Origin of the sequence: Rhizobium sp. N621 (assembly GCF_001664325.1) — a bacterium.
In the GTDB taxonomy this organism is placed as follows: Bacteria; Pseudomonadota; Alphaproteobacteria; order Rhizobiales; family Rhizobiaceae; genus Rhizobium; species Rhizobium esperanzae.
Genome location: NZ_CP013495.1, coordinates 456,197 through 478,690, shown reverse-complemented (window position 1 = coordinate 478,690; position 22,494 = coordinate 456,197). Strand labels below are relative to the sequence as shown.

Below are 22,494 nucleotides of genomic sequence, written 5' to 3'. Positions count from 1 at the left end.
AGAGATGGCGGGCGAAGTGACGACCAGTGAGAAGAAATATGCTGTCGGGCGGCTGAAGAGCCGCCCGCAGTTTCTTGCCGTGCGCGAGGGCGAAAAACGCCGGGGAGGACTCTTCCTTCTCGAAGTCCTCGACCGGAAGGAACCCGACAGCCAGGCCCGCGTCGGTTTCACAGTCACCAAAAAACATGGCAACGCGGTCGAACGGAACCGCATGCGCCGCCGCCTGAAAGAGGCGGTGCGGCTTCATGCGGGATTTGCAATGCAGCCCGGACACGACTATGTGGTTGTCGCGCGCAGGGACGTGCTTGATGCGTCCTTCCAGGAATTGGCCGCGGAGCTGAAGCTTCGCGTGGAAACCAGGCCGAAACACCGGCGCTCCGGAGACGGACGCCCCAGGAACGTATGATGGAAAACAACCGCAATTATTTCATTGCGATCGCTCTCTCGGTGCTGATCGTCCTCGGCTGGCAGTTTCTCTATATGAATCCGCGCATCGAGGCCCAGCGCAAGGCGCAGGAAGCCCAGAAGGCGCAGCAGCAGACCGAGCAGGTCCAGCAGCCTACCGCCGGCGCAACGCCGGCTCCGACCAGCGGTGCAGCCCCTTCCGGCCAGGCCGTCGCAACGGCGACCCTTGAGCAGGCGCTCGCAAAGACCCCGCGTGTTGTCATCGACACTCCTGCCCTTTCCGGCTCGATCAACCTTGCCGGCGCCCGGCTCGACGACCTGAAGCTCAAGGGCTACCACGAGACCGTCGACGATTCGAGCCCGATCATCACCCTGTTCAGCCCGGCCGAAACCAAGGACGGCTACTTCACCGAGCTCGGCTATATCGGCAGCGATGCCACGGGCAGCGTTCCCGGCGCCTCGACGCTGTGGACGGCGCCGGAGGGCGCCAAGCTCACCGAGAAGACGCCGGTGACGCTCAGCTATACCAACGACAAGGGCCTGACCTTTACCCGCACGATTTCCGTCGACGAACGCTACATGTTCACGATCGCCGACAAGGTCGCAAACACCGGCCAGGCGCCCGTCTCGCTCTCCTCCTACGGCCGCGTGACACGGTACAACAAGCCGACGACGCCATCGGCCTACGTCCTGCATGAAGGTTTCATCGGCGTCATCGGCGACGACGGCCTGATTGAAACCAAATACACAGCGGCCGAGAAGGAAGCCGTAACGCCGGCAAAATCCACCGGCGGCTGGCTCGGCATTACCGACAAATACTGGGCTGCAACGATCGTTCCGCCGCAGACGTCAGCCTACGAGGCGCGTTTCTCGCATTTTGCCGACGGTCAGCCGCGCTATCAGGCCGACTACAAGGACGATGCCTTTACCGTTGCGCCCGGCCAGTCGATCGAACTCAAGAACCTGGTCTTCGCCGGCGCCAAGGAAGTGCCCGTCATCGACGGCTATGAGGCCAGCTATTCGATCCCGAAATTCGACCGCCTGATCGACTGGGGCTGGTTCTATTTCATCACCAAGCCGATGTTCAAGCTGATGGACTTCTTCTTCCGCTTCTTCGGCAATTTCGGTGTCGCGATCCTGTGCACCACCATCGTCGTCAAGGCGCTGTTCTTTCCGCTCGCCAGCAAGCAATATGCGTCGATGGCGAACATGAAGCGCATGCAGCCGAAGATGGAGGAACTGAAGGCGAAATTCGGCGACGACCGCATGGGGCTGCAACAGGCGACGATGCAGCTCTACAAGGAAGAGAAGATCAATCCGATCGCGGGCTGCTGGCCGGTGGCGCTGCAAATCCCGATCTTCTTCTCGCTCTACAAGGTGATCTACATCACCATCGAAATGCGCCACGCGCCGTTCTTCGGCTGGATCCAGGACCTTTCGGCGCCCGATCCGACGACGATCGTCAACCTGTTCGGCCTGCTGCCATTCACGGCGCCGACATTCCTGCATCTCGGCGTCTGGCCGCTGATCATGGGCGTCACCATGTTCCTGCAGATGCGCATGAACCCGACGCCGCCCGATCCGACGCAGGCGATGATCTTCAACTGGATGCCGCTGGTGTTCATGTTCATGCTGGCAAGCTTCCCGGCCGGCCTCGTCATCTACTGGGCCTGGAACAACACGCTCTCGGTGATCCAGCAGTCGGTGATCATGAAGCGCCATGGCGTCAAGATCGAGCTCTTCGACAATCTCAAGGGCCTGTTCCGACGAAAAACGGCGCCATCGAAATGATGCTCTCAAGCCCCGCTCCGGCGGGGCTTTTCATTTCCGGCCCGCCCGCGACGCGCGGCGCGGACCGCCTGAAAGCTTGACATCCGCCCGTAAAACCACGAAGCCGACAGTAGACCTAATCCGGAGATTGCCGAGCCCGCATGCCTGAAACCGCAAAGCCGCTCTTCGGCCACCCATGGATCTTCATCCGCGGCGTCCCGTCGCTCAACTTCCTGCCGCCGGAAGGACCGGCTGAAGTCGCCTTCGCCGGACGCTCGAATGTCGGCAAGTCGTCGTTGATCAATGCGCTGGTCGGCCAGAAGGGCCTGGCGCGCACGTCGAACACGCCGGGGCGCACGCAGGAGCTCAACTATTTCGTCCCGGACGGATATTCCGGCGAGGCGGGCGACCTGCCGCCGATGGCGATCGTCGACATGCCGGGCTACGGCTATGCGCAGGCGCCGAAGGAGCAGGTCGACAAATGGACCAAGCTGGTTTTCGATTATCTGCGCGGCCGCGCGACGCTGAAGCGCGTCTACGTGCTGATCGACAGCCGCCACGGCATCAAGAAGAACGACGAGGAGGTGCTTGATCTGCTCGACAAGGCGGCCGTCTCCTACCAGGTGGTGCTGACCAAGACCGACAAGATCAAGGCGCCGGCCGTGCCCAAGCTGCTGGCCGACACGGCGGACAAGATCCGCAAGCGCCCGGCCGCCTATCCCTATCTGCTGTCCACTTCATCCGAAAAAGGTGACGGGCTCGACGATCTGCGCCAGGCGATCGCCGAAACCGTCGGCATCGCAACCTGGAAATAGAGGGGCGCCTCGAAGAGCGCCCCTGCCCGCCGATACCGGTGATTTACATTTTCGGCAGCAGCACCTTGTCGACCACATGAATGACGCCGTTCGACTGCTTGACGTCGGCGACGGTCACATGGGCAATCTCGCCGTTTTCGTCGGTCAGCGTGATCTTGCCCATGCTCTCCCTGGCCTTGATCACGCAGCCGCCGACGGTCTTGATGTCGTGCTCGCCGCCATCATCCTTGATCATCTTGGCCACGGTTTTGGCCATAGCGTCCGCGGCCACCACGTGGCAGGTCAGAACCTTGGTCAGAGTCGCCTTGTTTTCCGGCTTCAGCAACGTATCGACGGTGCCCTTGGGCAGGGCGGCGAAGGCCTCGTTGGTCGGCGCAAAGACCGTAAAAGGCCCTTTGCTCTCAAGCGTGCCGACGAGACCGGCCGCCTTGACGGCGGCGACCAGGGTCGTGTGATCCTTGGAATTCATGGCGTTCTCGATGATGTTCTTGCTTTCGAACATCGCAGCGCCGCCGACGACCGGGTTCTTCGCCGCAGCAAAGGCGACAGCGGACAGGGCGGCGGCAAGTGCAAAGCCGCGCAGTAAGGACTTGATCATGATCTTCTCCTCTGGCCGGATATTCTTCGCCGGCATCATGCCTGAGCGTCGTCCGGGCAATGCCAACTACGAAGTGATGCGCCGAAGAGTTTCAGAGGAGAGAAATTGATTATGGCCGCTGTACGGTGCCGCTCGCAATCACCGGACCGGTCACCTGCCCGCTCGGCGAGCCGCCGAAAGGCTCGAGGCTGACGGCAAGCGTTGCGCCATCGGCGACATTGTTGCGCAAATCCGCCGGAATGACGAGTTCGCCGCTTTCGCCGGGCTGGAAGATGCCGAGCGATTTCGGCGCGCCGCTGCCCGGCACCAGCCAGAGTTCCAGCGATTTCTCCTCCGGCTTGCCGGCGGCGACCGGCACGATCTTCAGCCGGCCGCTCTGGATCTCGTAGGAGGCGCGGAGATTGATCGCGTTGTTTTGACCCGCAAGTTCGGCCACCAGCGGTGCCGGTCCCTGCGGCTGCGGCACAAGGCCGGAGGCGAAGATGACGGCACTGACGGCGACGACGATGCAGGCGAACGCCAATGAGCGCCAGAAAACCGCCGAATTCCACAGCCCCTGCGAAAAGGATGCGGGTTTTCCGGCATCGCCGAACAGCCGGGACTCGATCTGCTTGAAGGTTTCCCGGCTCGGCGCGACGCCGTCATATTCGTCGTTGAAGGCGGAGAGGTTGGTTTCCCAACGGCTGACGATCGCCGCAAATATCCGATCGTGGCGCATGCGCTCTTCCACCACCCGGCGATCCTGCAGCGACAGGACGCCCAAAACATATTCACCGGCGAGGACCTCGTCGCGGGAGCGGTTTCCCTTGCTTTTGTCGGGCGATGTCATCGTTCCATGCACTCTCTCAGTTTCAAGAGGCTGCGCCTGAGCCAGGTCCGCATCGTGTTCAGCGGAACGCCGAACTGATCCGCCAGTTCCTGATAGCTCAGCCCTTCGACATAAGCCCGTTTCACGGCGACCGCACGATCAGCTTCCAACTCTTCCATGCAGGTGTCAATCCGCCTTCCTTCATCCTTCGTCACCGTCTGTCTTTCCGGGTCGGGTTCGGAATCGGCAAGATCGTAAACGCTGTCGAGTTCGTCGGCGACGGGCTTGCGCGCACGCAGCAGATCGATCGACCGGTTGCGGGCAATTGCGGCCAGCCATGCCGGGGACGATCCCGAGGCTGCCTGGAAGCTTCGAGCGCGTTGCCAGATGCTGATATAGACTTCCTGCAGGGCCTCCTCGGCCTCCGTGCGGTCCTTCAAGATACGCAGGCAGATTGCGAAAAGTTTCGGTGCGGTCTGGTTGTAGAGGGCAGCGAAGGCCATGCGGTCGCCGAGCGCGACGCGGCCGATCAAGTCCTTGATCTCATCCCCCTGCATGCCGTTCCCCTCTATCGTGCCTCGCTCAGCCAGCGGGTCCAACTCCTCCGGCTTCATGCCACATACGAAAAACTATTGCGTTCTGGATTATTCCCTCTGTCAGAAACTTGCGATAAAAGGCCGCGATCAATTCTGCGGGGTTCCCATGAACGAGTCCGAAAGCGAAATCCAGGCACGTCTTCTCGCCCAGGCGCTGCCCTTCATGCAGCGTTATGAAAACAAGACGATCGTGGTGAAGTACGGCGGCCATGCGATGGGCAATCCCGAGCTCGGCAAGGCCTTTGCCAGCGACATCGCGCTTTTGAAACAGTCGGGCGTCAACCCGATCGTCGTTCACGGCGGCGGTCCGCAGATCGGCGCTATGCTGACCAAGATGGGCATCGAATCGAAGTTCGAAGGTGGCCTTCGCGTCACCGACCAGAAGACGGTCGAGATCGTCGAGATGGTGCTCGCCGGCTCGATCAACAAGGAGATCGTCGCGCTGATCAACCAGACCGGCGAATGGGCGATCGGCCTTTGCGGCAAGGACGGCAACATGGTCTTCGCCGAAAAGGCGCGCAAGACCATCAAAGATCCGGATTCCAACATCGAGCGGGTGCTTGATCTCGGCTTCGTCGGCGAAGTGGTCGAGGTCGACCGCACGCTGCTCGATCTGCTCGCCCGCTCCGAGATGATCCCGGTCATCGCGCCCGTTGCACCTGGCCGCGACGGCGCGACCTACAATATCAACGCCGACACCTTCGCCGGCGCCATTGCCGGCGCGCTCAACGCCACCCGCCTGCTGTTTTTGACCGACGTTCCCGGCGTGCTCGACAAGAAAGGGCAACTGATCAAGGAGCTTTCCGTCGCCGAAGCGCATGCGCTGATCGCCGACGGCACGATCTCCGGCGGCATGATCCCCAAGGTCGAGACCTGCATCGATGCGATCAAGGCCGGCGTGCAGGGTGTCGTCATCCTGAACGGCAAGACCGCCCATTCCGTCCTGCTCGAGATCTTCACCGAGCACGGCATCGGAACGCTGATCGTTCCCTGATCAAGGCTGCGCTCTTCAACGCATGAAGGGCGCGTCTTCTCACTTCGAACATTTCCCGGTCTCCCTAAAGATCGGGAGAGATGCCAGAATTCAGGGCAATTCTTTCCGGCGCGCACGCGACTGGCTTTCCTTCTTGATCGGCCGGCCAACCGGGCAGACCTCCTGCACGAACCCGTTGAGCGTATTGACGAGATTGTTCTCGATCAGGGAATAGTGAACGAACTGGCCCTGTTTTTCCCGTCTGAGCAATCCTGCCGCTTCCAGGATGGAAAGATGCTGGGAAACCGCTGGCTTCGACATGCTGAAGCGGTCGGCGATCTCACCGGCGGTCAGCCCCGACGCGGAGAGGTATGCGAGGATCTTCCGCCGCGGCGCGCTGGAAAGCGCGTGGAACACCCGCTGGGCGGCACCGACCGAACTGCCTTTAGTAATGTCGTCGAAAGTCTCGTCTTTCAAGTTCCGTCTCCATGCCTACGGCAATCAACGCGTCGATCTGCCAAACAGTTAAGCAATTAGCGCATTGCTTAACTGTTTTTCCTGATGCAAGGTAATTAGGTAATTGCTTAATTAATGAATTGCCGGCCGGTGTTCAAGTGGCGCCCGATGGGAAGGAGTTGTTATGAGCAGTATTTCCACCGGACGCATGATCGACGATAGCAGCGATCCCGTGAAGGGCAGAGTGGTCTGGATGCCCGCGAAATCGATCTGGATCACCGCAATGACCGTGGTTGCCGTAGTGGACGGACCACTGACCTTCAGCTGGAGCGCTGTTACCGTCTTTGTTCTATCGACCGCCATCACGATCTGCCTTGGCCATTCGGTGGGCATGCACCGGCTGCTGATTCACCGTTCCTTCAGCGCTCCGCTCTGGCTCGAGCGCTTGCTCGTCTATCTCGGCACGCTGGTCGGCATGGCCGGCCCCTTTGGCATGATCTACGCCCACGATATTCGCGACTGGGCGCAGCGGCAACGAGACTGCCATGACCTCTATGCCCATCGGCGATCGTTCTTCGTCGACGCCTTCTGGCAGATGCATTGCGCCGTGGCGCTCGACCGGCCGCCACGTTTCGTCCTTGAAGAGCGTGAGCGGGGCGACCGCTTCTATCGTTTTCTGGAGGCGACATGGATGGCGCAGCAAATTCCCTTGGGACTCCTGCTCCTCATTCTTGGCGGACTGCCGTGGCTGGTCTGGGGGATTGCCGTGCGGGTCTCGGTGTCGCTGACCGGGCACTGGCTGGTCGGTCATTTCGCCCATCGGCACGGCCATCAAGGCTGGAGCGTCGATGACGTCGCGGTGCAAGGCTATAATCTACCGCATTTCGGGCTGGTGACCTTCGGCGAGAGCTTCCACGGCAACCATCACGCCTTTCCGGAATCGGCGCGGCTCGGCATCGAGCCGGGGCAGCTAGACCTCGGCTGGCATTTTATCCGGCTGCTGGCAGCGCTCGGTCTGGCTTCAGCGATCAAGCTCCCGCACACGATCGTACCGAGGGATGGGTTGAGAGGCGTTGAAGTCTCCGGAGACACTGGTGAGGATCATCCTGTTGGTCAGCGTTGAGGAGTACCACAGAATATAGCGCGGCGTTCAAGAGAGCCTCCCCCTGAGGTGCCCCGGAGGGACCTCGAAGGGCGGGGCGGGTGCGCTGGCAGCGGATGGATGCAAGCAGCGGCGTTGCGGCATGTCCTTCGATGCTTCGCCCTGCGGGCTGCGCGCGTCAGGATGAGGGGCGTTGGAGAATGCCGCGCCGAGGCACAGGCCGGGGAGAGACAGCTCAGCCTCTGCATGAGCGCGCCCAGCAGATCATTATCCGCCTGCAAACCCACCCAAGCCGCAATATCCATCCGACAGGTCGCAAATCGCACAATCTAGCCTTGGCAAGGTTTCGAATCGTGCTTTAGGTTGCGGCCCGAAAACTAACTGGGTCGAGCAAAAAGATGCGCCTTACAGACTGCTATAATTTTCACGATTTCCGGCGCATGGCCAAACGGCGTCTTCCGGGGCCGATCTTCGACTATATCGATGGTGCCGCCGATGACGAGGTGACGTATCGGCGCAATACCGCGGCTTTCGAAAATTGTGATCTGGTGCCAGACGTTCTCAAGGGCGTGGCCGAGGTCGATATGTCGGTGACGGTCATGGGGCAGAAGCTCGCCATGCCGGTCTATTGCTCGCCGACGGCGCTGCAGCGGCTGTTTCACCACCAGGGGGAACGGGCGGTCGCGGCGGCAGCGGCAAAACACGGCACGATGTTCGGGGTTTCCTCACTCGGCACGATCAGCCTGGAGGAGGCCAGGCAGATCAGCGACGGGCCTCAGGTCTATCAGTTCTATTTCCATAAGGACCGCGGGCTGAACCACGAAATGATGGCGCGGGCGAAAACGGCGGGCGTGCAGGCGATGATGCTGACGGTCGACAGCATCACCGGCGGCAACCGCGAGCGCGACAAGCGCACGGGCTTTGCCATTCCCTTCAAGCTCAATCTCGCCGGCATGATGCAGTTCGCGATCAAGCCGTCCTGGGCGATCGGCTGGATGACGCATGAGGCGTTCCGGCTGCCGCAGCTCGAAAACCACGTCAAGATGGACGGCGGTGCGCTGTCGATCAGCCGCTACTTCACCGAAATGCTCGACCCCTCGATGTCGTGGACCGACGTGGCCGAGATGGTGCAGGCCTGGGGCGGGCAATTTTGCCTGAAGGGCATCATGTCGGTGGAGGACGCCAAGCGCGCGGTCGAGATCGGCTGCACCGGCATCGTGCTGTCCAACCACGGCGGCCGCCAGCTCGACGGTTCGCGCAGCGCTTTCGACCAGTTGGCCGAGATCGTCGATGCCGTCGGCGACCGAATCGACGTGATGATGGATGGCGGCGTGCAGCGGGGAACACATGTTCTGAAAGCGCTGTCGCTGGGGGCAAAGGCAGTCGGGCTCGGCCGCTACTATCTCTTCCCGCTGGCCGCCGCCGGACAGCCCGGCGTCGAACGGGCGCTGGAGACGATCCGCACCGAGATCGAACGCGACATGAAGCTGATGGGCTGCACCTCGGTCGACCAGCTGACGCGGCGCAACCTGCGCTTCCGCTCCTGAGCCGAGCAGGATGTCATTTAAGGGCCGCAGCCCAACATACGGATGCGGCCCTCGCCCACAGCGGCGTCAAAGCAGGCTATAAATCGCCGCCGCCTCCTGTTTCAGCTTTTCCATCATCGACCGGTAGGGCCCCGGGCCATAGCTGATGCGGCCGACGCCGAGCTTTGCCAGGGTTTTCACGTCGGGAGCGCCTGCCCGCATCATGACATTGACCGGCAGCGACGATGCCGCGCAGATCTTTTCGATCAAGGCGGGGTCGATCAGGCCAGGCACGAAGAAGCCGTTGCCGCCGGCGGCCGCATAGGCCCTGCCCCGCTCGATCGCCTCGTCCACCAGGCCCGCATGTTTGGCAAGATCGCTCTCGGCCAGGAAGAGGTCGGTGCGGGCGTTGATGAAGAAGGGGATATCCTTGCCGTCGGCCATGGCGCGAATGGCGCGGATGCGGGCCGCCTGGCTTTCGACGGGATAGAGCCCCTCGCCGGCGACCACCCGATCCTCGAAATTGATGCCGATGACCCCCACATTCATCAGCCTGGCGACATTGGCGGCCGCCCCCTGAGGATCGGCGGAATACGCCCCTTCGAAATCGACCGAAAGCGGCAGGTCGACGGCATCGGTGATGGATTTTGCCGTCTCCACCAGCACCGACATCGGCAGCTTTTCGCCGTCGGCAAAGCCATGGGCGGCGGCGACCGACCAGCTTCCCGTCGCAAGCGCCTTGGCGCCGGCATCGGCGACGGCCTTTGCCGTCCCCGCATCCCAGATATTGTAAAGGACGATCGGGTCGCCCTTCCGGTGAAGCGCGCCGAATGCCTTGGCCTTTTCAGTCTGGTTCATGCTGTCTCCTCCATCCTTGTCTCTGTGCTGATTTTCTCTTCATGGCGCAGCAGCCACTGCTTGCGCCAGAGCCCGCCGCCGTAACCGGTCAGAGAGCCATCGGCGCCGAGGATGCGGTGGCAGGGCACGACGATGGCAAGCTGGTTGGCGCCATTGGCGCGGCCGACCGCACGCACGACCTCCGGTCTTTCCATCTCCCTGGCGAGATCGCCATAGGCGCGCGTCTGCCCGATCGGGATCTCCATCAGCCTTGCCCAGACATGCTTTTCGAAGGGCGTGCCGCCAAGCGCCAGGGGCGTCCTGAAGGTGGTCAGCCGGCCTTCGAAATAATCGCGGATCTCCGCCTCGATCTGATCGATCGCGGGGGTGCGGCCGATCGCGACGGAGGAGCGGACGCGCTTCTGCAGCGCTTCGAGTTCGCTCGGTAGCGCCTTGCGATCGTGAAATTCTAGCAGATGCAGATGTGTCTTGTCGGCGACCGCGATCATCGGTCCGAGCGGCGTGTCGAACCAATCGGCAAAGAGCAGCTCGCGGTTCTGCGAGAGCGCCGGCGCCTTGCCGACCATCCGCTGGAACGCCGACCGGAAGCCGCTCGGAGATTCGTATCCGGCGTCGATCTGGGCATCGATGACACGCGCCCCATCCGCCAGCTGCCGGGCCGCTTCTCCGAGCCTGCGGTAACGGACGATGTCATGGAAGGTCATGCCGAGCGCCCGCTTGAAGGCGCGGCGCACGGTCGAGGGATCATGGCCGCGGCGCACAAGCTCCTCCTCGGTCCAGCGAACCTCCGGCTCGCTGTCCAGCCGCGCCAGCAGCTCGTCGACGACTGGCTCCCGGCCTGGCTGCTGTTCCAGCGGCCTGCAGCGCTGGCAGGGGCGAAAGCCGGAATGCATGCAGGCGGCGATCGTCTCGAAGAAGAGCGTATTTTCCCGCTTCGGTTTGCGCGCCGGGCAGGTCAGACGGCAGAAGATGCCCGTCGTCTTCACGCAAACATAGGCCTGGCCCTCGTAATCGGCGCTGCGCGCGACCAGGGCGTCATAGAGCGTATCATCGTCGGGGCGTTCGAAAAGCATGTGCGCTTTCTAACATCCAACGCCTGCCGCGTCCGCCGAAAATCGGGCGTCTATTTTTTCTTGTCGATTTCCTTGGGCGAGCAGCCGTGCCATAAGGGCGGCCATGACCAAGATCGACCGTACGCCTGAAAAAGCCGATTTCGAACACGTGACAGACTGGGTGTTCGACCTCGACAACACCCTCTACCCGCATCACATCAATCTTTTCGCGCAGATCGACAAGAACATGACCGCCTATGTCGCGGCGCTGTTACAGATGGAGCGGGAAGAAGCGCGCAAGCTGCAGAAGCAGTATTATCTCGACCACGGCACGACGCTGCAGGGCCTGATGATCCATCACGGCATCGACCCGAACGATTTCCTCGAAAAGGCGCATGCGATCGACTATTCGGCGCTGACGCCGCAGCCGGAACTCGGCGAAGCGATCAAGAAGCTGCCGGGGCGCAAATTCATCTTCACCAACGGCAGCGTCAAACATGCCGAAATGACCGCCGGAGCGCTCGGCATTCTCGAGCATTTCGACGATATCTTCGACATCGTCGCCGCCGATTACGTGCCGAAGCCGGCGCAGGCGACCTACGACAAGTTTGCGGTGCTGAAGCGGGTCGAAACGAACAAGGCGGCGATGTTCGAGGATCTGCCGCGCAATCTGACGGTGCCGAAGGCGCTCGGCATGCAGACCGTGCTGCTGGTGCCGCGCAATCTGGAAGAGACCGTCGTCGAATGGTGGGAAAAGACCAGCGGCGACGAGGATCACATCGATTTCGTCACCGATGACCTCGTTGCATTTCTCGGCAAGGTGACCAGATCCGGCGGCTGACCGCCAGGTTACGAAAGTTTCACCCAGCTTACCGATGTTTAACTGGGTCATTGAGGCCTGCTGCCGTAGCTTCTTTCGTGAGGGGACACCTTACGAAAGGGAAACACGATGTACCGCAACAAGCTGATACTGGCAGCGCTCTCCTCCGTCCTTATCTTCGGCGCCGCAGCCGGGGCAAGCTTTGCCGCACCGGGCGACGGGCCGCGCCCGCATCATGCCGGCATGGACCGCCCGGGTCCGGCTGGCTTCCGCGAAGTCACCTATGTCAGAATGCTCAAGCAGTTCGACACCAACAAGGACGGTCAGATCTCCAAGGAAGAGGCAACCGCCGGTCTCGACAAGATCTTTGCTGCGATCGACACCAATAATGACGGCTCGTTGACACCCGGCGAAATCCGCCAGTACCGGGAAACGCAGATGAAGGCGATGAAGGATGAGCGCAAACAGGAGGTCGGCGAGAATGACGACGTCAATGCCGTGCCCGACCTGCTGGACAATGACGATCAGGGACGGCCGCCGCGGGAAGATCATGAAGGCCGCGACGGACGTCACTGGATGCGCCATGGCGGCAATTTCATGCGCGCCTCGATGATGATGCGCCGCGTCGATACCGACGAGAACGGCCAGATCTCCAAACAGGAAGCCTCCGCCGCCCTCGACAAGCTGTTTGCGCGGATGGACAGCAACAAGGATGGGGTCATCTCGATCGACGACATGCCGGACCGGCCGCTACTGTAAGGGCGGTGAACCATTGCATACTCCTTCCCCGCCCCGGTGGGGAAGGAGATACGCGTTGCAATCGAGACGCTGCGCTCGGCCCCCTACTCGCGATGTTCGTAGAAATCCTGGACGATCTTCCACGCGGCGTCGGCCGTATCAACGAAGCTGATCAGCTTGACGTCGTCGGGCGCGATCGTGCCGAATTCGGCCAAGGCCTCGAAATCGATGATGCGCCGCCAGAAGGCCTCGCCGAAAAGGATCAGCGGCAGACGTTCCATGCGGCCGGTCTGGATCAGCGTCAGGCATTCGAAGAATTCGTCGAGCGTTCCGAAGCCGCCGGGAAAGACCGCGATCGCCTTGGCGCGCACCATGAAATGCATCTTGCGAATGGCGAAATAGTGGAAGTTGAAGCTGAGCTCCGGCGTCACATAGGTGTTCGGAGCCTGTTCGTGCGGCAGCACGATGTTGAGACCGATCGACGGCGCGCCCTCATCGGCTGCGCCGCGATTGCCCGCTTCCATGACGCCGGGGCCGCCGCCGGTGACGATGACATATTCCTGAAAGTCGAAGCCCGCCGAATATTTCGAGCAGAGACGGGCAAATTTGCGCGCCTCGTCATAATAGACGGAGGCCGCCTCCAGATTGGCGCGCTGGATCTCGTTGCGCGCCGCCCAGGCGCTCTGGCCGGGGGCGGGAATGCGGGCGCCGCCGAACATGACGACGGTCGAGCGGATGCCGCGTTCGGTCAGCATCATCTCGGTCTTCAAGAGTTCCAGCTGCAGCCGGATCGGCCGCAATTCCTCGCGGCAGAGGAAATCCTCGTCGACATAGGCTAGGCGATAGGCCGGCGACAACGTCTGCGGCGTCTTCGGCACGGCTTCGGCGCGCTGCCTGTCGGTCGAGCTGCTCTTCAACGGGTCCCATACGCCATCCTTGCGCCGCGAACCGCCGTTTCGTCCCTTCGCCATGTCGAAATGCCTTTCAGTATTGCCGGCCGTGAAACCGGATATGTCGCTATAACGCCTTGAATCCAGGTATGATCTTGTTCGAAAAATCATTCCGTTCTACGGGTGCATGCTGTAGAGCAGGACAAACCCACGCCGATCGCATGTCCGGAGACTCCGCCGTCTCCACGATAAAGATCGAAGTTTAAGGAATTCTCATGAGCGCCACCGACCTCGCATCCCTGGAAAAGACCATCGAAGCCGCCTTCGACAATCGCGATAATGTGAACATGTCGACGAAGGGCGAGGTCCGTGATGCGGTCGAAGCGGCGCTCGATCTGCTCGATTCCGGCAAGGCCCGCGTCGCGACCCGCGGCGCCGACGGCGCCTGGACGGTCAATCAGTGGCTGAAGAAGGCGGTGCTCTTGTCTTTCCGCCTCAACGACATGGAGGTGGTCAAGGGCGGCTCCGGCAATTCCACCTGGTGGGATAAGGTTCCCTCGAAATTCGAGAATTGGGGCGAAAACCAGTTCCGGGCGGCGGGCTTCCGCGCCGTGCCCAACTGCGTCGTGCGCCGCTCGGCCTATATCGCCCCGAACGCCATCCTGATGCCCTCCTTCGTCAATCTCGGCGCCTATGTCGGCGAAGGCACGATGGTCGACACCTGGGCGACGGTCGGCTCCTGCGCGCAGATCGGCAAACATGTGCATCTGTCCGGCGGCGTCGGCATCGGCGGCGTGCTGGAGCCGATGCAGGCCGGCCCGACGATCATCGAGGACAATTGCTTCATCGGCGCCCGTTCCGAAGTGGTCGAAGGCTGCATCATCCGCGAAGGCTCGGTGCTCGGCATGGGCGTCTATATCGGCAAGTCGACCAAGATCGTCGACCGCGCCACCGGCGAGGTCATGTACGGCGAAGTGCCGCCCTATTCCGTCGTCGTTGCCGGCTCGATGGCATCGGCCAATGCGACGATGGCAAACGGCCAGCCGGCGCCGCATCTCTACTGCGCCGTCATCGTCAAGCGGGTCGACGAACAGACCCGCTCCAAGACCGGCATCAACGAGCTGCTCAGAGATTGATGACACCGGGACATTGATCCGGTAAACAGACGGCGTCTTTCGGCGAGGCGGCCCCGCCTCGCCATGTCTTTGCCATTCCCGCCGGATAGTTCGACCGCCATGACCGCTTCCGACCCCGTCGCCAATCTCCAGACATTGATTCGCTGCCCGTCCGTGACGCCCGCCGAAGGCGGCGCGCTCACGGCGCTCGACGCCATGCTCACGCCGCTCGGCTTTACGGTCGACAAGGTGACGGCACGCGAAGAGGGCACAGCCGATATCGAGAACCTCTATGCCCGCCTCGGCCGCGACGGCCCGCACCTGATGTTTGCCGGCCACACGGATGTGGTGCCGGTCGGCGACGAAGCCGCCTGGACGCATCCGCCTTTTGCCGCCGAGATAGCAAAGGGCGAGCTCTTCGGACGCGGCGCCGTCGACATGAAGGGAGGCATCGCCTGTTTCGTCGCCGCCGTCGCCCGTCATATCGAAAAGAACGGGCCGCCGGCCGGCTCGATCTCTTTCCTCATCACCGGCGACGAAGAAGGCCCGGCGATCAACGGCACGATCAAACTGCTGCAATGGGCGGCGGAGCGAGGCGAACGCTGGGACGCCTGCCTTGTGGGAGAACCGACCAATCCGGACCGGCTCGGCGACATGATCAAGATCGGTCGGCGCGGCTCGCTGTCGGGGAAGATCACCGTGCATGGCGTTCAGGGCCATGCCGCCTACCCGCACCTCGCCGACAATCCGGTGCGCGGCATGCTGCAGCTGACCCAGGCGCTGATGGATCCGCCTTTCGACGCTGGCACCGACGATTTCCAGCCGTCGAACCTCGAAGTGACGACGGTCGATGTCGGCAATCCGGCCACCAACGTCATTCCGGCCAAGGCATCGGCCAGCTTCAACATCCGCTTCAACGACAGCTGGACCGTCGAAACGCTGCGTGCGGAAATCCTGCGCCGGCTCGAGGCCGCTGCCGGCAACGGCCAGCTGCGGCCGGGCCGGGAGCCGGTGAAATACGATATCGTCTGGGCCGACCGGCCGAGCCATGTCTTCCTGACACGCAACAACGCCCTGATCGCCTCGCTGTCTTCGGCCATCGAGAGCGCGATCGGCTGCTCGCCGAAGCTTTCGACCACCGGCGGCACGTCGGACGCCCGCTTCATCAAGGATTATTGTCCGGTCGTCGAGTTCGGCCTGGTCGGTCAGACGATGCACATGGTCGACGAGCGTGTCGCCGTTGCCGATCTGGAGACGCTGACGGCGATCTACGAAACCTTCATCGACCGCTGGTTCGCTCATGCCGGGTCTTAGGGAAGTCCAGTATTATCTGGCCGGCCTCTGGCTGCTGATCCGGATGGATCCGCGCGGCTTCCGCTTCCTCGATCTATCGGAGCGCGGCGTCAACCGGTCGTTTTGGGCGATGGCCTGGTGCCTGCCGCCGATGGGCATTTCCTGGCTCTGGTGGCGACAGGCCTTCCTGCGGTCGATGCCGCCCGAGGCCGATGTCGATCTTGCCTTCTACATCAGGCTCGGCCTCGTCGAGGTCGCCAACTGGTTCGTGCCGCTGGTCTTTGCCGGGCTGCTGCTGCTTGCCTTCCGCATGGGCGAGCGCTTCGCCCCCGTCGTCGTCAGCGTCAACTGGCTCGGCGTGCCGCTCTCCTATATCAACGGTCTGCTATTGGCGCTGGTGTTCTTCCTGCCCGGCACCGTCGGCCTCGTCTCGCTGCTGCTGCTCGCCTTCATGCTGGCGCAGATCTTCGCCCTGGCCCGCATTCTCAGGATGATCTGCCACGATCACGCGCTGATGGTCGGGGCGCTGACGCTGGTGCTACTCGTGCCATCGATGATCCTTTCGGAATATCTGCAGCACTTCCTCGGCATCTACCCCGCCTGACCCGCGCTATCGCATGAGCATCAGAGATCGTCGTCGTTTTCCTCGGCGGGCCTGCGGCGGTCAGTGATCACCTCGGGATAATCCACCTGCAGGAAATAGAGCCCTTCGGGCGGCGCCACCGGGCCGCAGGCCTTGCGGTCCTGCGCCTCGAGCGCCGCCTGCACATCCCCAGGGGTCCATTTGCCTTCGCCGGCAAGCTTCAGCGTGCCGGCGAAGGAACGGATCTGGTTGTGGAGAAAGCTCTGCGCCGTGGCGCGGATCTCGATCAATTCGCCATTTCGCGTCACGTCAAGCCGGTCGAGCGTGCGCACCGGGCTGTTCGCCTGGCAATGGGCGGAGCGGAAAGTGGAGAAATCGTGCCGGCCGACCAGCCTCTGGGCGGCGGCGTGCATGACCTCGTGATCGAGCGTCTTCGGCACCCACCACGCCTTGCCGGCTTCGAGCGCCAGCGGCGCCCGGCGGCTGACGATGCGATAGAGGTAATGGCGCCGCAGTGCCGAAAAGCGGGCATCGAAAAAATCGGGAACCGCCTCGACGTCGAGAATGGAGACACGCTCGCCGGCAAGCCTCAGATGCGCGTTCAGGGCATTTTGCAGCTTGTAGGGCGACCAGTCCTTGGAAAGGTCGGCATGGATCACCTGTCCCATGGCGTGAACGCCGGAATCGGTGCGACCGGCGCCGCGGATCGACACGGTCTCGCCGGTCAGCGACAACACCGCCGCCTCGATCGCCCCCTGCACCGAGGGGCCGTTCTCCTGCCGCTGCCAGCCGACATAGGGGCCGCCGTCATATTCGACGGTCATGCGGAAACGCGGCATCAGGAAAGCCTCGTGCCGGCGGCAAGCGGCGTACCGCGGAGGAAATCCGCTGCGGTCAGCGGCTTACCGCCGGCCTTCTGCAGCCGTGTCAGCCGCACGGCGCCGGAAGCACAGGCGACGACGAGATCGTCGGTCAGCAGCTGCCCGGCAGCGCCCTGCCCCTCGGCCAGTTCGGATCCCAGTACCTTGACCCGCTCCGGCCTGCCGCCGATCTCAAGCTCGAACCAGGCGCCGGGAAATGGCGCCAGGCCGCGGATATGGTTGTGCACATCACTGGCATTTCTTGCAAAATCGATGCGCGTCTCGGCCTTGTCGATCTTGGCGGCGTACAGCACGCCCTCCTCCCGCTGCGGCGTCAGCGGCAGGTCGTTCATCTCGAGCTTCACCATGGCTTCCGCCATCGCCTTGGCGCCGACGAGCATAATCCGGTCGTGCAATTCGCCCGCCGTCATGTTCGGGCCGATCTCGACTTCGCGGGTCAGCGCGACAGCGCCGGTGTCGAGCCCCTTGTCCATCTTCATCACCATCATGCCGGTCTTTTCGTCACCCGCCATGATCGCCCGCTGGATGGGCGCAGCACCGCGCCAGCGCGGCAGCAGCGAGGCGTGGCCGTTGTAGCAGCCGTCGCGGGTGCCGTTCAAAACAGCCTCCGGCAGCAGCAGCCCGTAGGCGACGACGACGGCGACATCGGCCTTGAACGCGGCAAACCTCTCGCGCTCCTCCGCATCCCTGAAATTAATCGGCGTGAACACCGGCAGACCAAGCAGTTCGGCCGCCTGATGCACCGGCGATTTCTGCAGATCGAGCCCGCGCCGGCCGCCCGGCCGCGGCGGCTGCGTATAGACGGCGACGATCCTGTGGCCGGCGTCGACGAGCAGGCGCAGCGTCGGGACCGAGAACTCCGGGGTTCCCATGAAAATGATGCTAAGAGACATTCTATCTCGCCAATTGAGGATCAGCCGTCTTCAAACGGGTTTACGAGCTTGAGATCAAGCCCCTCGAAATCTCGGGTGTTGCGGGTGGCGAGCGTCGCGCCGTTTGCCAGGCAGATGGCGGCAATCATCCCATCCTTCGTTTCCATCGGCCGCCCCATCTTTCTGCGCTGCGCCGCCAGGAGGCCGTAACGATTGGCCGCGCTCAGGGAAAAACCGAGCACGCGGCCGGCAAATTCCGACTCGATCCTGTTGAAGTCGGATATCAATGTTGCCTTCCGCCTGCCGTCATCAAGAAGTTCAAGACCATAGCGCATTTCAGCGACGGCGATCGTCGTCAGGAAAAGCATCTCGACGTCGTAACCATCAAGCCAGCTCAATATCCGCTCGCTATGGGTCCTCCCCTGCAACTCGGAAATCACATTCGTATCGAGGACGATCATTTGTCGAAGCGCGGCGGTTCGCGGTCGTGTTCGTGACGAGATGCGGCGATAGCTTCCACTTCCTCATCGCTTAACTTTTCATCGCTCATCAGCGAGCGCAGGCGCTGTCCGGCGGAAGCCCCCGAACGCCCGACCGCAATCTGCCGGCGGATGATTTCGATCGCCTCTTCCGAAAGGCTGCGGCCATTGCGCTGCGCGCTTTCCTGAAGTTGCCGCTTCATTGCGTCAGGAACATCGCGAATAAGCAGGTCACCCATTCGGCACCTCCATCATGATATCGGTGATATCATAGTGCCTCGCCGGCGCATTTTCAACGCTCGTCAGAGTGCCTTGGACTTCGCCGCCTTGGTGAACTTCTTGATCACCATCTCGCGCTTCAGCCGTGAGATGTGATCGATGAACAGCACGCCGTTCAGGTGGTCGATCTCGTGCTGCAGGCAGGTGGCGAGCAGGCCGTCGGCTTCCACCGTCTGTTCCTTGCCGTTGCGGTCGAGATATTTGACCGAGACGACCGCCGGGCGCTCGACCTCGGCATAATAATCCGGAATCGACAGGCAGCCTTCCTCATAGACCGAGCGTTCGTCGGAAGATTTGACGATCTCCGGATTGATGAAGACCTGCGGCTGCTTTTCTTCGCCTTCGCGCGACACGTCGATGACAAGCATGCGTCGCGGTATGCCGATCTGGATGGCGGCAAGGCCGATGCCCGGCGCGTCATACATGGTTTCCAGCATGTCGTCGGCCAGACGCTGCAGCTCGGCGTCGACCCGCTCGATCGGCTTGGACAGCTGGCGGAGAAGGGGATCGGGAAGAATGATGAGTGGCTTGATGGTCATGGGCGTTCCCATAACCCATCTTTTCCCACTATGGAATTATCCGGCGGGCGGGGAAGACGCTTTTTTCCATCCCCGCCCGGAATTTCGCCATATTCGCCTCATGCCGCCCGGCGGGTGGCGGCGACGGAACGGCCTTCCGGCCGGGCGCGGAAGCGGCGCAGCAGCTCGATCAGCTGGTCCACCTCGTCCTTGAGGCGGCCGGTTTCCGCCGACGTGCGCTCGACCATGCCGGAATTCTGCTGGGTGATCTCGCCCATGCTGCGGATCGCCACACTGACCTCGTTGACGCCGGTCGCCTGATCGCGGGCGGCAGCGGCGATATCGGCGACGAAGCGGTTGATGATGTCGATGCGGCCGATCATGTCGTTCAGCGCCTCGCCGGTGCTGGAGACGATGCCGACACCCTCATTAACCTGGGTCGAGCTCTGCGAGATCAGGTTCTTGATCTCCTTGGCGGCTTCGGCCGTGCGCTGGGCCAGCTGGCGCACTTCCTGGGCGACGACGGCAAAGCCCTTGCCGGCATCACCAGCGCGCGCTGCCTCGACGCCGGCGTTCAGCGCCAGCAGATTGGTCTGGAAGGCGATCTCGTCGATGACGCCGATGATCTTGGAAATCTCCGTCGAGGATTTTTCGATGCCGGCCATCGCCGAGACGGCGCTGGTGACGAGTTCACCCGAATTCTTCGCCTTCTGCTGCGTCTCGCGTACGGCATCCGAAGCCTTCTCGGCATTGGCGGCGGTCTGGCCGACGCTGACGGAAAGCTGCTGCAGGGCAGCCGAACTCTCCTCGACACCCGCCGCCTGCTGGGCAGTGCGCAACGCCAGGTCATTGGTCGCATTGGAGATGACGTCGGCGCCGTTCATGATATGGCCCGACGTGTCGCGCACCGATGCGAAGGACTGGCGAAGAGCCTTGACGGCACGATTGTAATCCTCGGCCATCTGCCGGAAATTGCCCGGCAGGTCGGATGGCAGGGTGGCCTCGAGATCCCCGCTCGACAGCGCCTCCAGACCGCGGCGCAGCTGCTCCAGCGCCATCGTCTGATCAGCCTCGGCTTGGGCGCGCTGCTCTTCCAGAGCCTGACGCTTGGCTTCAAGCGTCTCGAGATAGACCGAGATGGAATAATCCATGTCGAGCATGCCCGCCTTGATGACCGCCGACAGCTTCTCGGCGAGCAGTTTACCCTGCTGGCGCGCGAAGACCGACGGCCACTGCTTCTCCATGATGCCCTTGACGAGCTCGGACATGACGATGGCATAGCCGCCGATATACCAGCGCGGCTCCAGCCCGATGCGGGCATGCGTGCGGCCGACGCCAGTCACGCCCTCGACGTAGCGCTCGTCAAACGTACCGCTTGCAAGATTGGCCCAATGATCCTGCTGCCGCTTCTTGGCATGGCCGACATGGCTCTTGTCCGTGAAGAAGCTCGAGACAGCGGGAGTCCTGGCGATCTTGGCGTAGAATTTATCGAGGGCGCCGCCGATCAGCTCGGCAATCAGAGGGCGCAGCTCCCGCATCGACTTGCGCGCCGCCTCGTCCAGTTCGATGAAATCGAGACGCTGCTTGAGCGCGCTGTCGGTCTGCTGGGATGTCATGGGTATCTCTGTATTTGGCGCGACGGCGCGGGAGGGAATTCTGCGCCACAGCTTTTGGCGAATATGGTTGAGCAATCGTTAAATCCGGCCGCGATTTTCCGCGTTGGCCGGCAAGGCGCGGCGGCCTCTTGAGATATTGAGGATCGCCGATTTCGTTCACGTTTTGATCTATATCTTGCCGCATCTTCTGTTATGGTTGCGCCATGACCGTCACTTCCGAATCGCTCGCAGCTTCCGTCGCCTCTATCAGCCCGGCCATGCCGGCGCTGGCCGGCGGCGTTCTTGCCGCCATCATCCTGCTGGTGATCGTCCTTTCTCTGCGCTCCGCCGGCCTTCGCCGCGAACAGGCGGAGGAGGCAGATCTGCGCGCCAGGGAAAGTGCGATGCGCATGGCCGAGCTTTTGAAGATCCAGGCCGAGATGCAGGGCCGCATCACGGCCATGGCCGAGGTTTTCGGCGCGCGGCAAAGCGAACTCAATCAGTCGATCAATCAACGCCTCGACGGCATGTCGCAGCGCATGAGCTCGACGATCACCGAGCAGACCAAATCGACGCATGAGAATCTGCAGCGGCTGCAGGAGCGGCTGGCGGTCATCGATGCGGCGCAGAACAATATCCAGACGCTCGCCAAGGACGTCGTCGGACTGCAGGCGATTCTCTCGAACAAGCAGACGCGCGGCGCCTTCGGCCAGTCGCGGATGGAGACGATCGTCGCGGACGGCCTGCCGATGGGCGCTTATGCCTTCCAGCAGACGCTTTCGAACGGCTCGCGGCCGGATTGCACGATCCACATGCCGAACGGCGCGCCGCCGCTCGTCATCGATGCGAAGTTCCCGCTCGAAGCCTGGAACGCCATCCGCGACGCCGGCAGCCCCGAGGCCACCAAGATCGCCGGCCAGCAGTTCCGCCGCGACATGGAGATCCATATCCGGGATATTTCGGAGAAATATCTGATTCAGGGGGAAACCCAGGAGACGGCCTTTCTCTTCGTGCCGTCAGAGTCGATTTTCGCGGAGATCCACGAGAACTTCGAGGCCCTGGTGCAGAAGGCGCACCGGGCGCGCATCGTCATCGTCTCGCCATCCCTGCTGATGCTGTCGATCCAGGTCATCCAGGCGGTGCTGAAAGACCAGCGCATGCGGGCGCAGGCGCATCTGATCCAGGGCGAGGTGGCGCTGCTGATGGACGATCTCAGCCGCCTCGACGAGCGGGTGCGCAAGCTGCAGGGCCATTTCGCCCTGGCGCAGAAAGATATCGACATGGTGGTCACGTCGGCCGACAAGCTCACCAGGCGCGGCGCCAAGATCGAAGCGCTGGAATTCGAGGCAGGCGGCGACGCCAAGCCCGCCCGCCACGACGAGACTCCGGCCAAATCCGTGGAAAGCCGTACCGGCCTTCTCAAGCTTCGGGTGGTTGACGAGGAGTGATCGCTTCGGGCAGTGTCTCGCCCC

General features: G+C 62.4%; 25 protein-coding genes. 12 read left to right on the top strand and 13 right to left on the bottom strand.

From position 1 onward, the window contains the following. Positions 1-4: 4 nt before the first annotated feature. From rnpA to yihA, 3 genes are all read left to right on the top strand, one after another. Complete coding sequence (gene rnpA, locus AMK00_RS02370; RefSeq protein ID WP_064800485.1) at positions 5-406, top strand: ribonuclease P protein component; 402 nt, start codon at positions 5-7, stop codon at positions 404-406. After that, positions 406-2,196: a membrane protein insertase YidC gene (gene yidC, locus AMK00_RS02365; protein ID WP_064800484.1), complete on the top strand. Its 1,791-nt coding sequence runs from the start codon at positions 406-408 to the stop codon at positions 2,194-2,196. The genes rnpA and yidC overlap by 1 nt, the downstream gene beginning before the upstream one ends. 140 nt (positions 2,197-2,336) lie before the next feature. After that, positions 2,337-2,990: a ribosome biogenesis GTP-binding protein YihA/YsxC gene (gene yihA, locus AMK00_RS02360; RefSeq protein ID WP_064800483.1), complete on the top strand. Its 654-nt coding sequence runs from the start codon at positions 2,337-2,339 to the stop codon at positions 2,988-2,990. Between the two features lie 43 nt (positions 2,991-3,033). On the opposite strand, the gene AMK00_RS02355 is transcribed toward yihA, so the two are convergent. The 3 genes from AMK00_RS02355 to AMK00_RS02345 all read right to left on the bottom strand — a co-directional run bounded on the left by AMK00_RS02355 (position 3,034) and on the right by AMK00_RS02345 (position 4,953). Continuing rightward, complete coding sequence (locus AMK00_RS02355) at positions 3,034-3,588, bottom strand: fasciclin domain-containing protein (protein ID WP_064811623.1); 555 nt, start codon at positions 3,586-3,588, stop codon at positions 3,034-3,036. 109 nt (positions 3,589-3,697) lie between these two features. Next, a complete protein-coding gene (locus AMK00_RS02350; RefSeq protein ID WP_064800482.1) occupies positions 3,698-4,417 on the bottom strand; it encodes an anti-sigma factor in 720 nt (239 codons plus the stop codon). Further along, complete coding sequence (locus AMK00_RS02345) at positions 4,414-4,953, bottom strand: sigma-70 family RNA polymerase sigma factor (protein ID WP_064805862.1); 540 nt, start codon at positions 4,951-4,953, stop codon at positions 4,414-4,416. Before AMK00_RS02345 ends, AMK00_RS02350 begins: the two co-directional genes overlap by 4 nt. Positions 4,954-5,098: 145 nt before the next feature. Between AMK00_RS02345 and argB the strand changes: the two genes are divergently transcribed. Next, positions 5,099-5,986, top strand: coding sequence for an acetylglutamate kinase (argB, locus tag AMK00_RS02340; RefSeq protein ID WP_011423809.1), 888 nt, complete (start codon positions 5,099-5,101; stop codon positions 5,984-5,986). A gap of 90 nt (positions 5,987-6,076) precedes the next feature. Here argB and AMK00_RS02335 read toward each other — a convergent pair whose 3' ends face one another. Then, complete coding sequence (locus AMK00_RS02335) at positions 6,077-6,442, bottom strand: metalloregulator ArsR/SmtB family transcription factor (protein WP_064800481.1); 366 nt, start codon at positions 6,440-6,442, stop codon at positions 6,077-6,079. Positions 6,443-6,605: 163 nt separating this feature from the next. Between AMK00_RS02335 and AMK00_RS02330 the strand changes: the two genes are divergently transcribed. Further along, positions 6,606-7,544 (top strand): fatty acid desaturase, encoded by a 939-nt coding sequence (locus AMK00_RS02330; protein WP_064809442.1) that lies wholly within the window; start codon positions 6,606-6,608, stop codon positions 7,542-7,544. Positions 7,545-7,921: 377 nt separating this feature from the next. Then, the gene (locus AMK00_RS02325) at positions 7,922-9,070 is read left to right on the top strand and encodes an alpha-hydroxy acid oxidase (protein ID WP_064800479.1); all 1,149 of its coding nucleotides are present in this window, start codon (positions 7,922-7,924) and stop codon (positions 9,068-9,070) included. 66 nt (positions 9,071-9,136) lie between these two features. On the opposite strand, the gene AMK00_RS02320 is transcribed toward AMK00_RS02325, so the two are convergent. Both AMK00_RS02320 and AMK00_RS02315 read right to left on the bottom strand, forming a co-directional pair. Beyond that, a complete protein-coding gene (locus AMK00_RS02320) occupies positions 9,137-9,907 on the bottom strand; it encodes an isocitrate lyase/PEP mutase family protein (protein WP_064800478.1) in 771 nt (256 codons plus the stop codon). After that, complete coding sequence (locus tag AMK00_RS02315) at positions 9,904-10,980, bottom strand: bifunctional transcriptional activator/DNA repair enzyme AdaA (RefSeq protein WP_064809441.1); 1,077 nt, start codon at positions 10,978-10,980, stop codon at positions 9,904-9,906. The genes AMK00_RS02320 and AMK00_RS02315 overlap by 4 nt, the downstream gene beginning before the upstream one ends. Positions 10,981-11,083: 103 nt before the next feature. Here AMK00_RS02315 and AMK00_RS02310 point away from each other — a divergent pair, with 103 nt between their 5' ends. Together AMK00_RS02310 and AMK00_RS02305 are read left to right on the top strand one after the other, a co-directional pair. Then, on the top strand, positions 11,084-11,800 hold the full coding sequence (locus tag AMK00_RS02310) for a pyrimidine 5'-nucleotidase (RefSeq protein ID WP_064800476.1): 717 nt from the start codon (positions 11,084-11,086) through the stop codon (positions 11,798-11,800). A gap of 108 nt (positions 11,801-11,908) precedes the next feature. After that, the gene (locus AMK00_RS02305; RefSeq protein ID WP_064800475.1) at positions 11,909-12,538 is read left to right on the top strand and encodes an EF-hand domain-containing protein; all 630 of its coding nucleotides are present in this window, start codon (positions 11,909-11,911) and stop codon (positions 12,536-12,538) included. Positions 12,539-12,621: 83 nt separating this feature from the next. On the opposite strand, the gene AMK00_RS02300 is transcribed toward AMK00_RS02305, so the two are convergent. Beyond that, entirely contained in the window at positions 12,622-13,488 is an 867-nt protein-coding gene (locus AMK00_RS02300) for an LOG family protein (RefSeq protein WP_064809440.1), read from the bottom strand. 194 nt (positions 13,489-13,682) lie between these two features. On the opposite strand from AMK00_RS02300, the gene dapD reads away from it, so the two are divergent. From dapD to AMK00_RS02285, 3 genes are all read left to right on the top strand, one after another. Further along, positions 13,683-14,543 (top strand): 2,3,4,5-tetrahydropyridine-2,6-dicarboxylate N-succinyltransferase, encoded by an 861-nt coding sequence (gene dapD, locus AMK00_RS02295; protein ID WP_064800473.1) that lies wholly within the window; start codon positions 13,683-13,685, stop codon positions 14,541-14,543. A 99-nt stretch (positions 14,544-14,642) separates the two neighbouring features. Beyond that, positions 14,643-15,836 carry a succinyl-diaminopimelate desuccinylase gene (gene dapE, locus AMK00_RS02290; protein ID WP_064809438.1) on the top strand — a complete coding sequence of 398 codons (1,194 nt, stop codon included), beginning with the start codon at positions 14,643-14,645 and terminating at the stop codon, positions 15,834-15,836. Further along, positions 15,823-16,419, top strand: coding sequence for a hypothetical protein (locus AMK00_RS02285; RefSeq protein ID WP_064800471.1), 597 nt, complete (start codon positions 15,823-15,825; stop codon positions 16,417-16,419). The genes dapE and AMK00_RS02285 overlap by 14 nt, the downstream gene beginning before the upstream one ends. Before the next feature lie 20 nt (positions 16,420-16,439). On the opposite strand, the gene truA is transcribed toward AMK00_RS02285, so the two are convergent. From truA to AMK00_RS02255, 6 genes are all read right to left on the bottom strand, one after another. Beyond that, positions 16,440-17,237: a tRNA pseudouridine(38-40) synthase TruA gene (gene truA, locus AMK00_RS02280; RefSeq protein ID WP_064800470.1), complete on the bottom strand. Its 798-nt coding sequence runs from the start codon at positions 17,235-17,237 to the stop codon at positions 16,440-16,442. After that, the gene (fmt, locus tag AMK00_RS02275; protein WP_064809436.1) at positions 17,237-18,172 is read right to left on the bottom strand and encodes a methionyl-tRNA formyltransferase; all 936 of its coding nucleotides are present in this window, start codon (positions 18,170-18,172) and stop codon (positions 17,237-17,239) included. Before fmt ends, truA begins: the two co-directional genes overlap by 1 nt. Positions 18,173-18,192: 20 nt before the next feature. Continuing rightward, complete coding sequence (locus AMK00_RS02270) at positions 18,193-18,612, bottom strand: type II toxin-antitoxin system VapC family toxin (RefSeq protein WP_064809435.1); 420 nt, start codon at positions 18,610-18,612, stop codon at positions 18,193-18,195. Beyond that, positions 18,609-18,869, bottom strand: a complete 261-nt coding sequence (locus AMK00_RS02265) for a FitA-like ribbon-helix-helix domain-containing protein (protein WP_064809433.1) — start codon at positions 18,867-18,869, stop codon at positions 18,609-18,611. Before AMK00_RS02265 ends, AMK00_RS02270 begins: the two co-directional genes overlap by 4 nt. A 63-nt stretch (positions 18,870-18,932) precedes the next feature. Next, positions 18,933-19,448, bottom strand: coding sequence for a peptide deformylase (def, locus tag AMK00_RS02260; protein ID WP_064811622.1), 516 nt, complete (start codon positions 19,446-19,448; stop codon positions 18,933-18,935). A 98-nt stretch (positions 19,449-19,546) separates the two neighbouring features. Next, positions 19,547-21,043: a globin-coupled sensor protein gene (locus AMK00_RS02255; protein WP_064809432.1), complete on the bottom strand. Its 1,497-nt coding sequence runs from the start codon at positions 21,041-21,043 to the stop codon at positions 19,547-19,549. A gap of 203 nt (positions 21,044-21,246) precedes the next feature. Between AMK00_RS02255 and AMK00_RS02250 the strand changes: the two genes are divergently transcribed. Continuing rightward, the gene (locus AMK00_RS02250; protein ID WP_064809430.1) at positions 21,247-22,470 is read left to right on the top strand and encodes a DNA recombination protein RmuC; all 1,224 of its coding nucleotides are present in this window, start codon (positions 21,247-21,249) and stop codon (positions 22,468-22,470) included. The last annotated feature ends 24 nt before the right edge of the window (positions 22,471-22,494 follow it).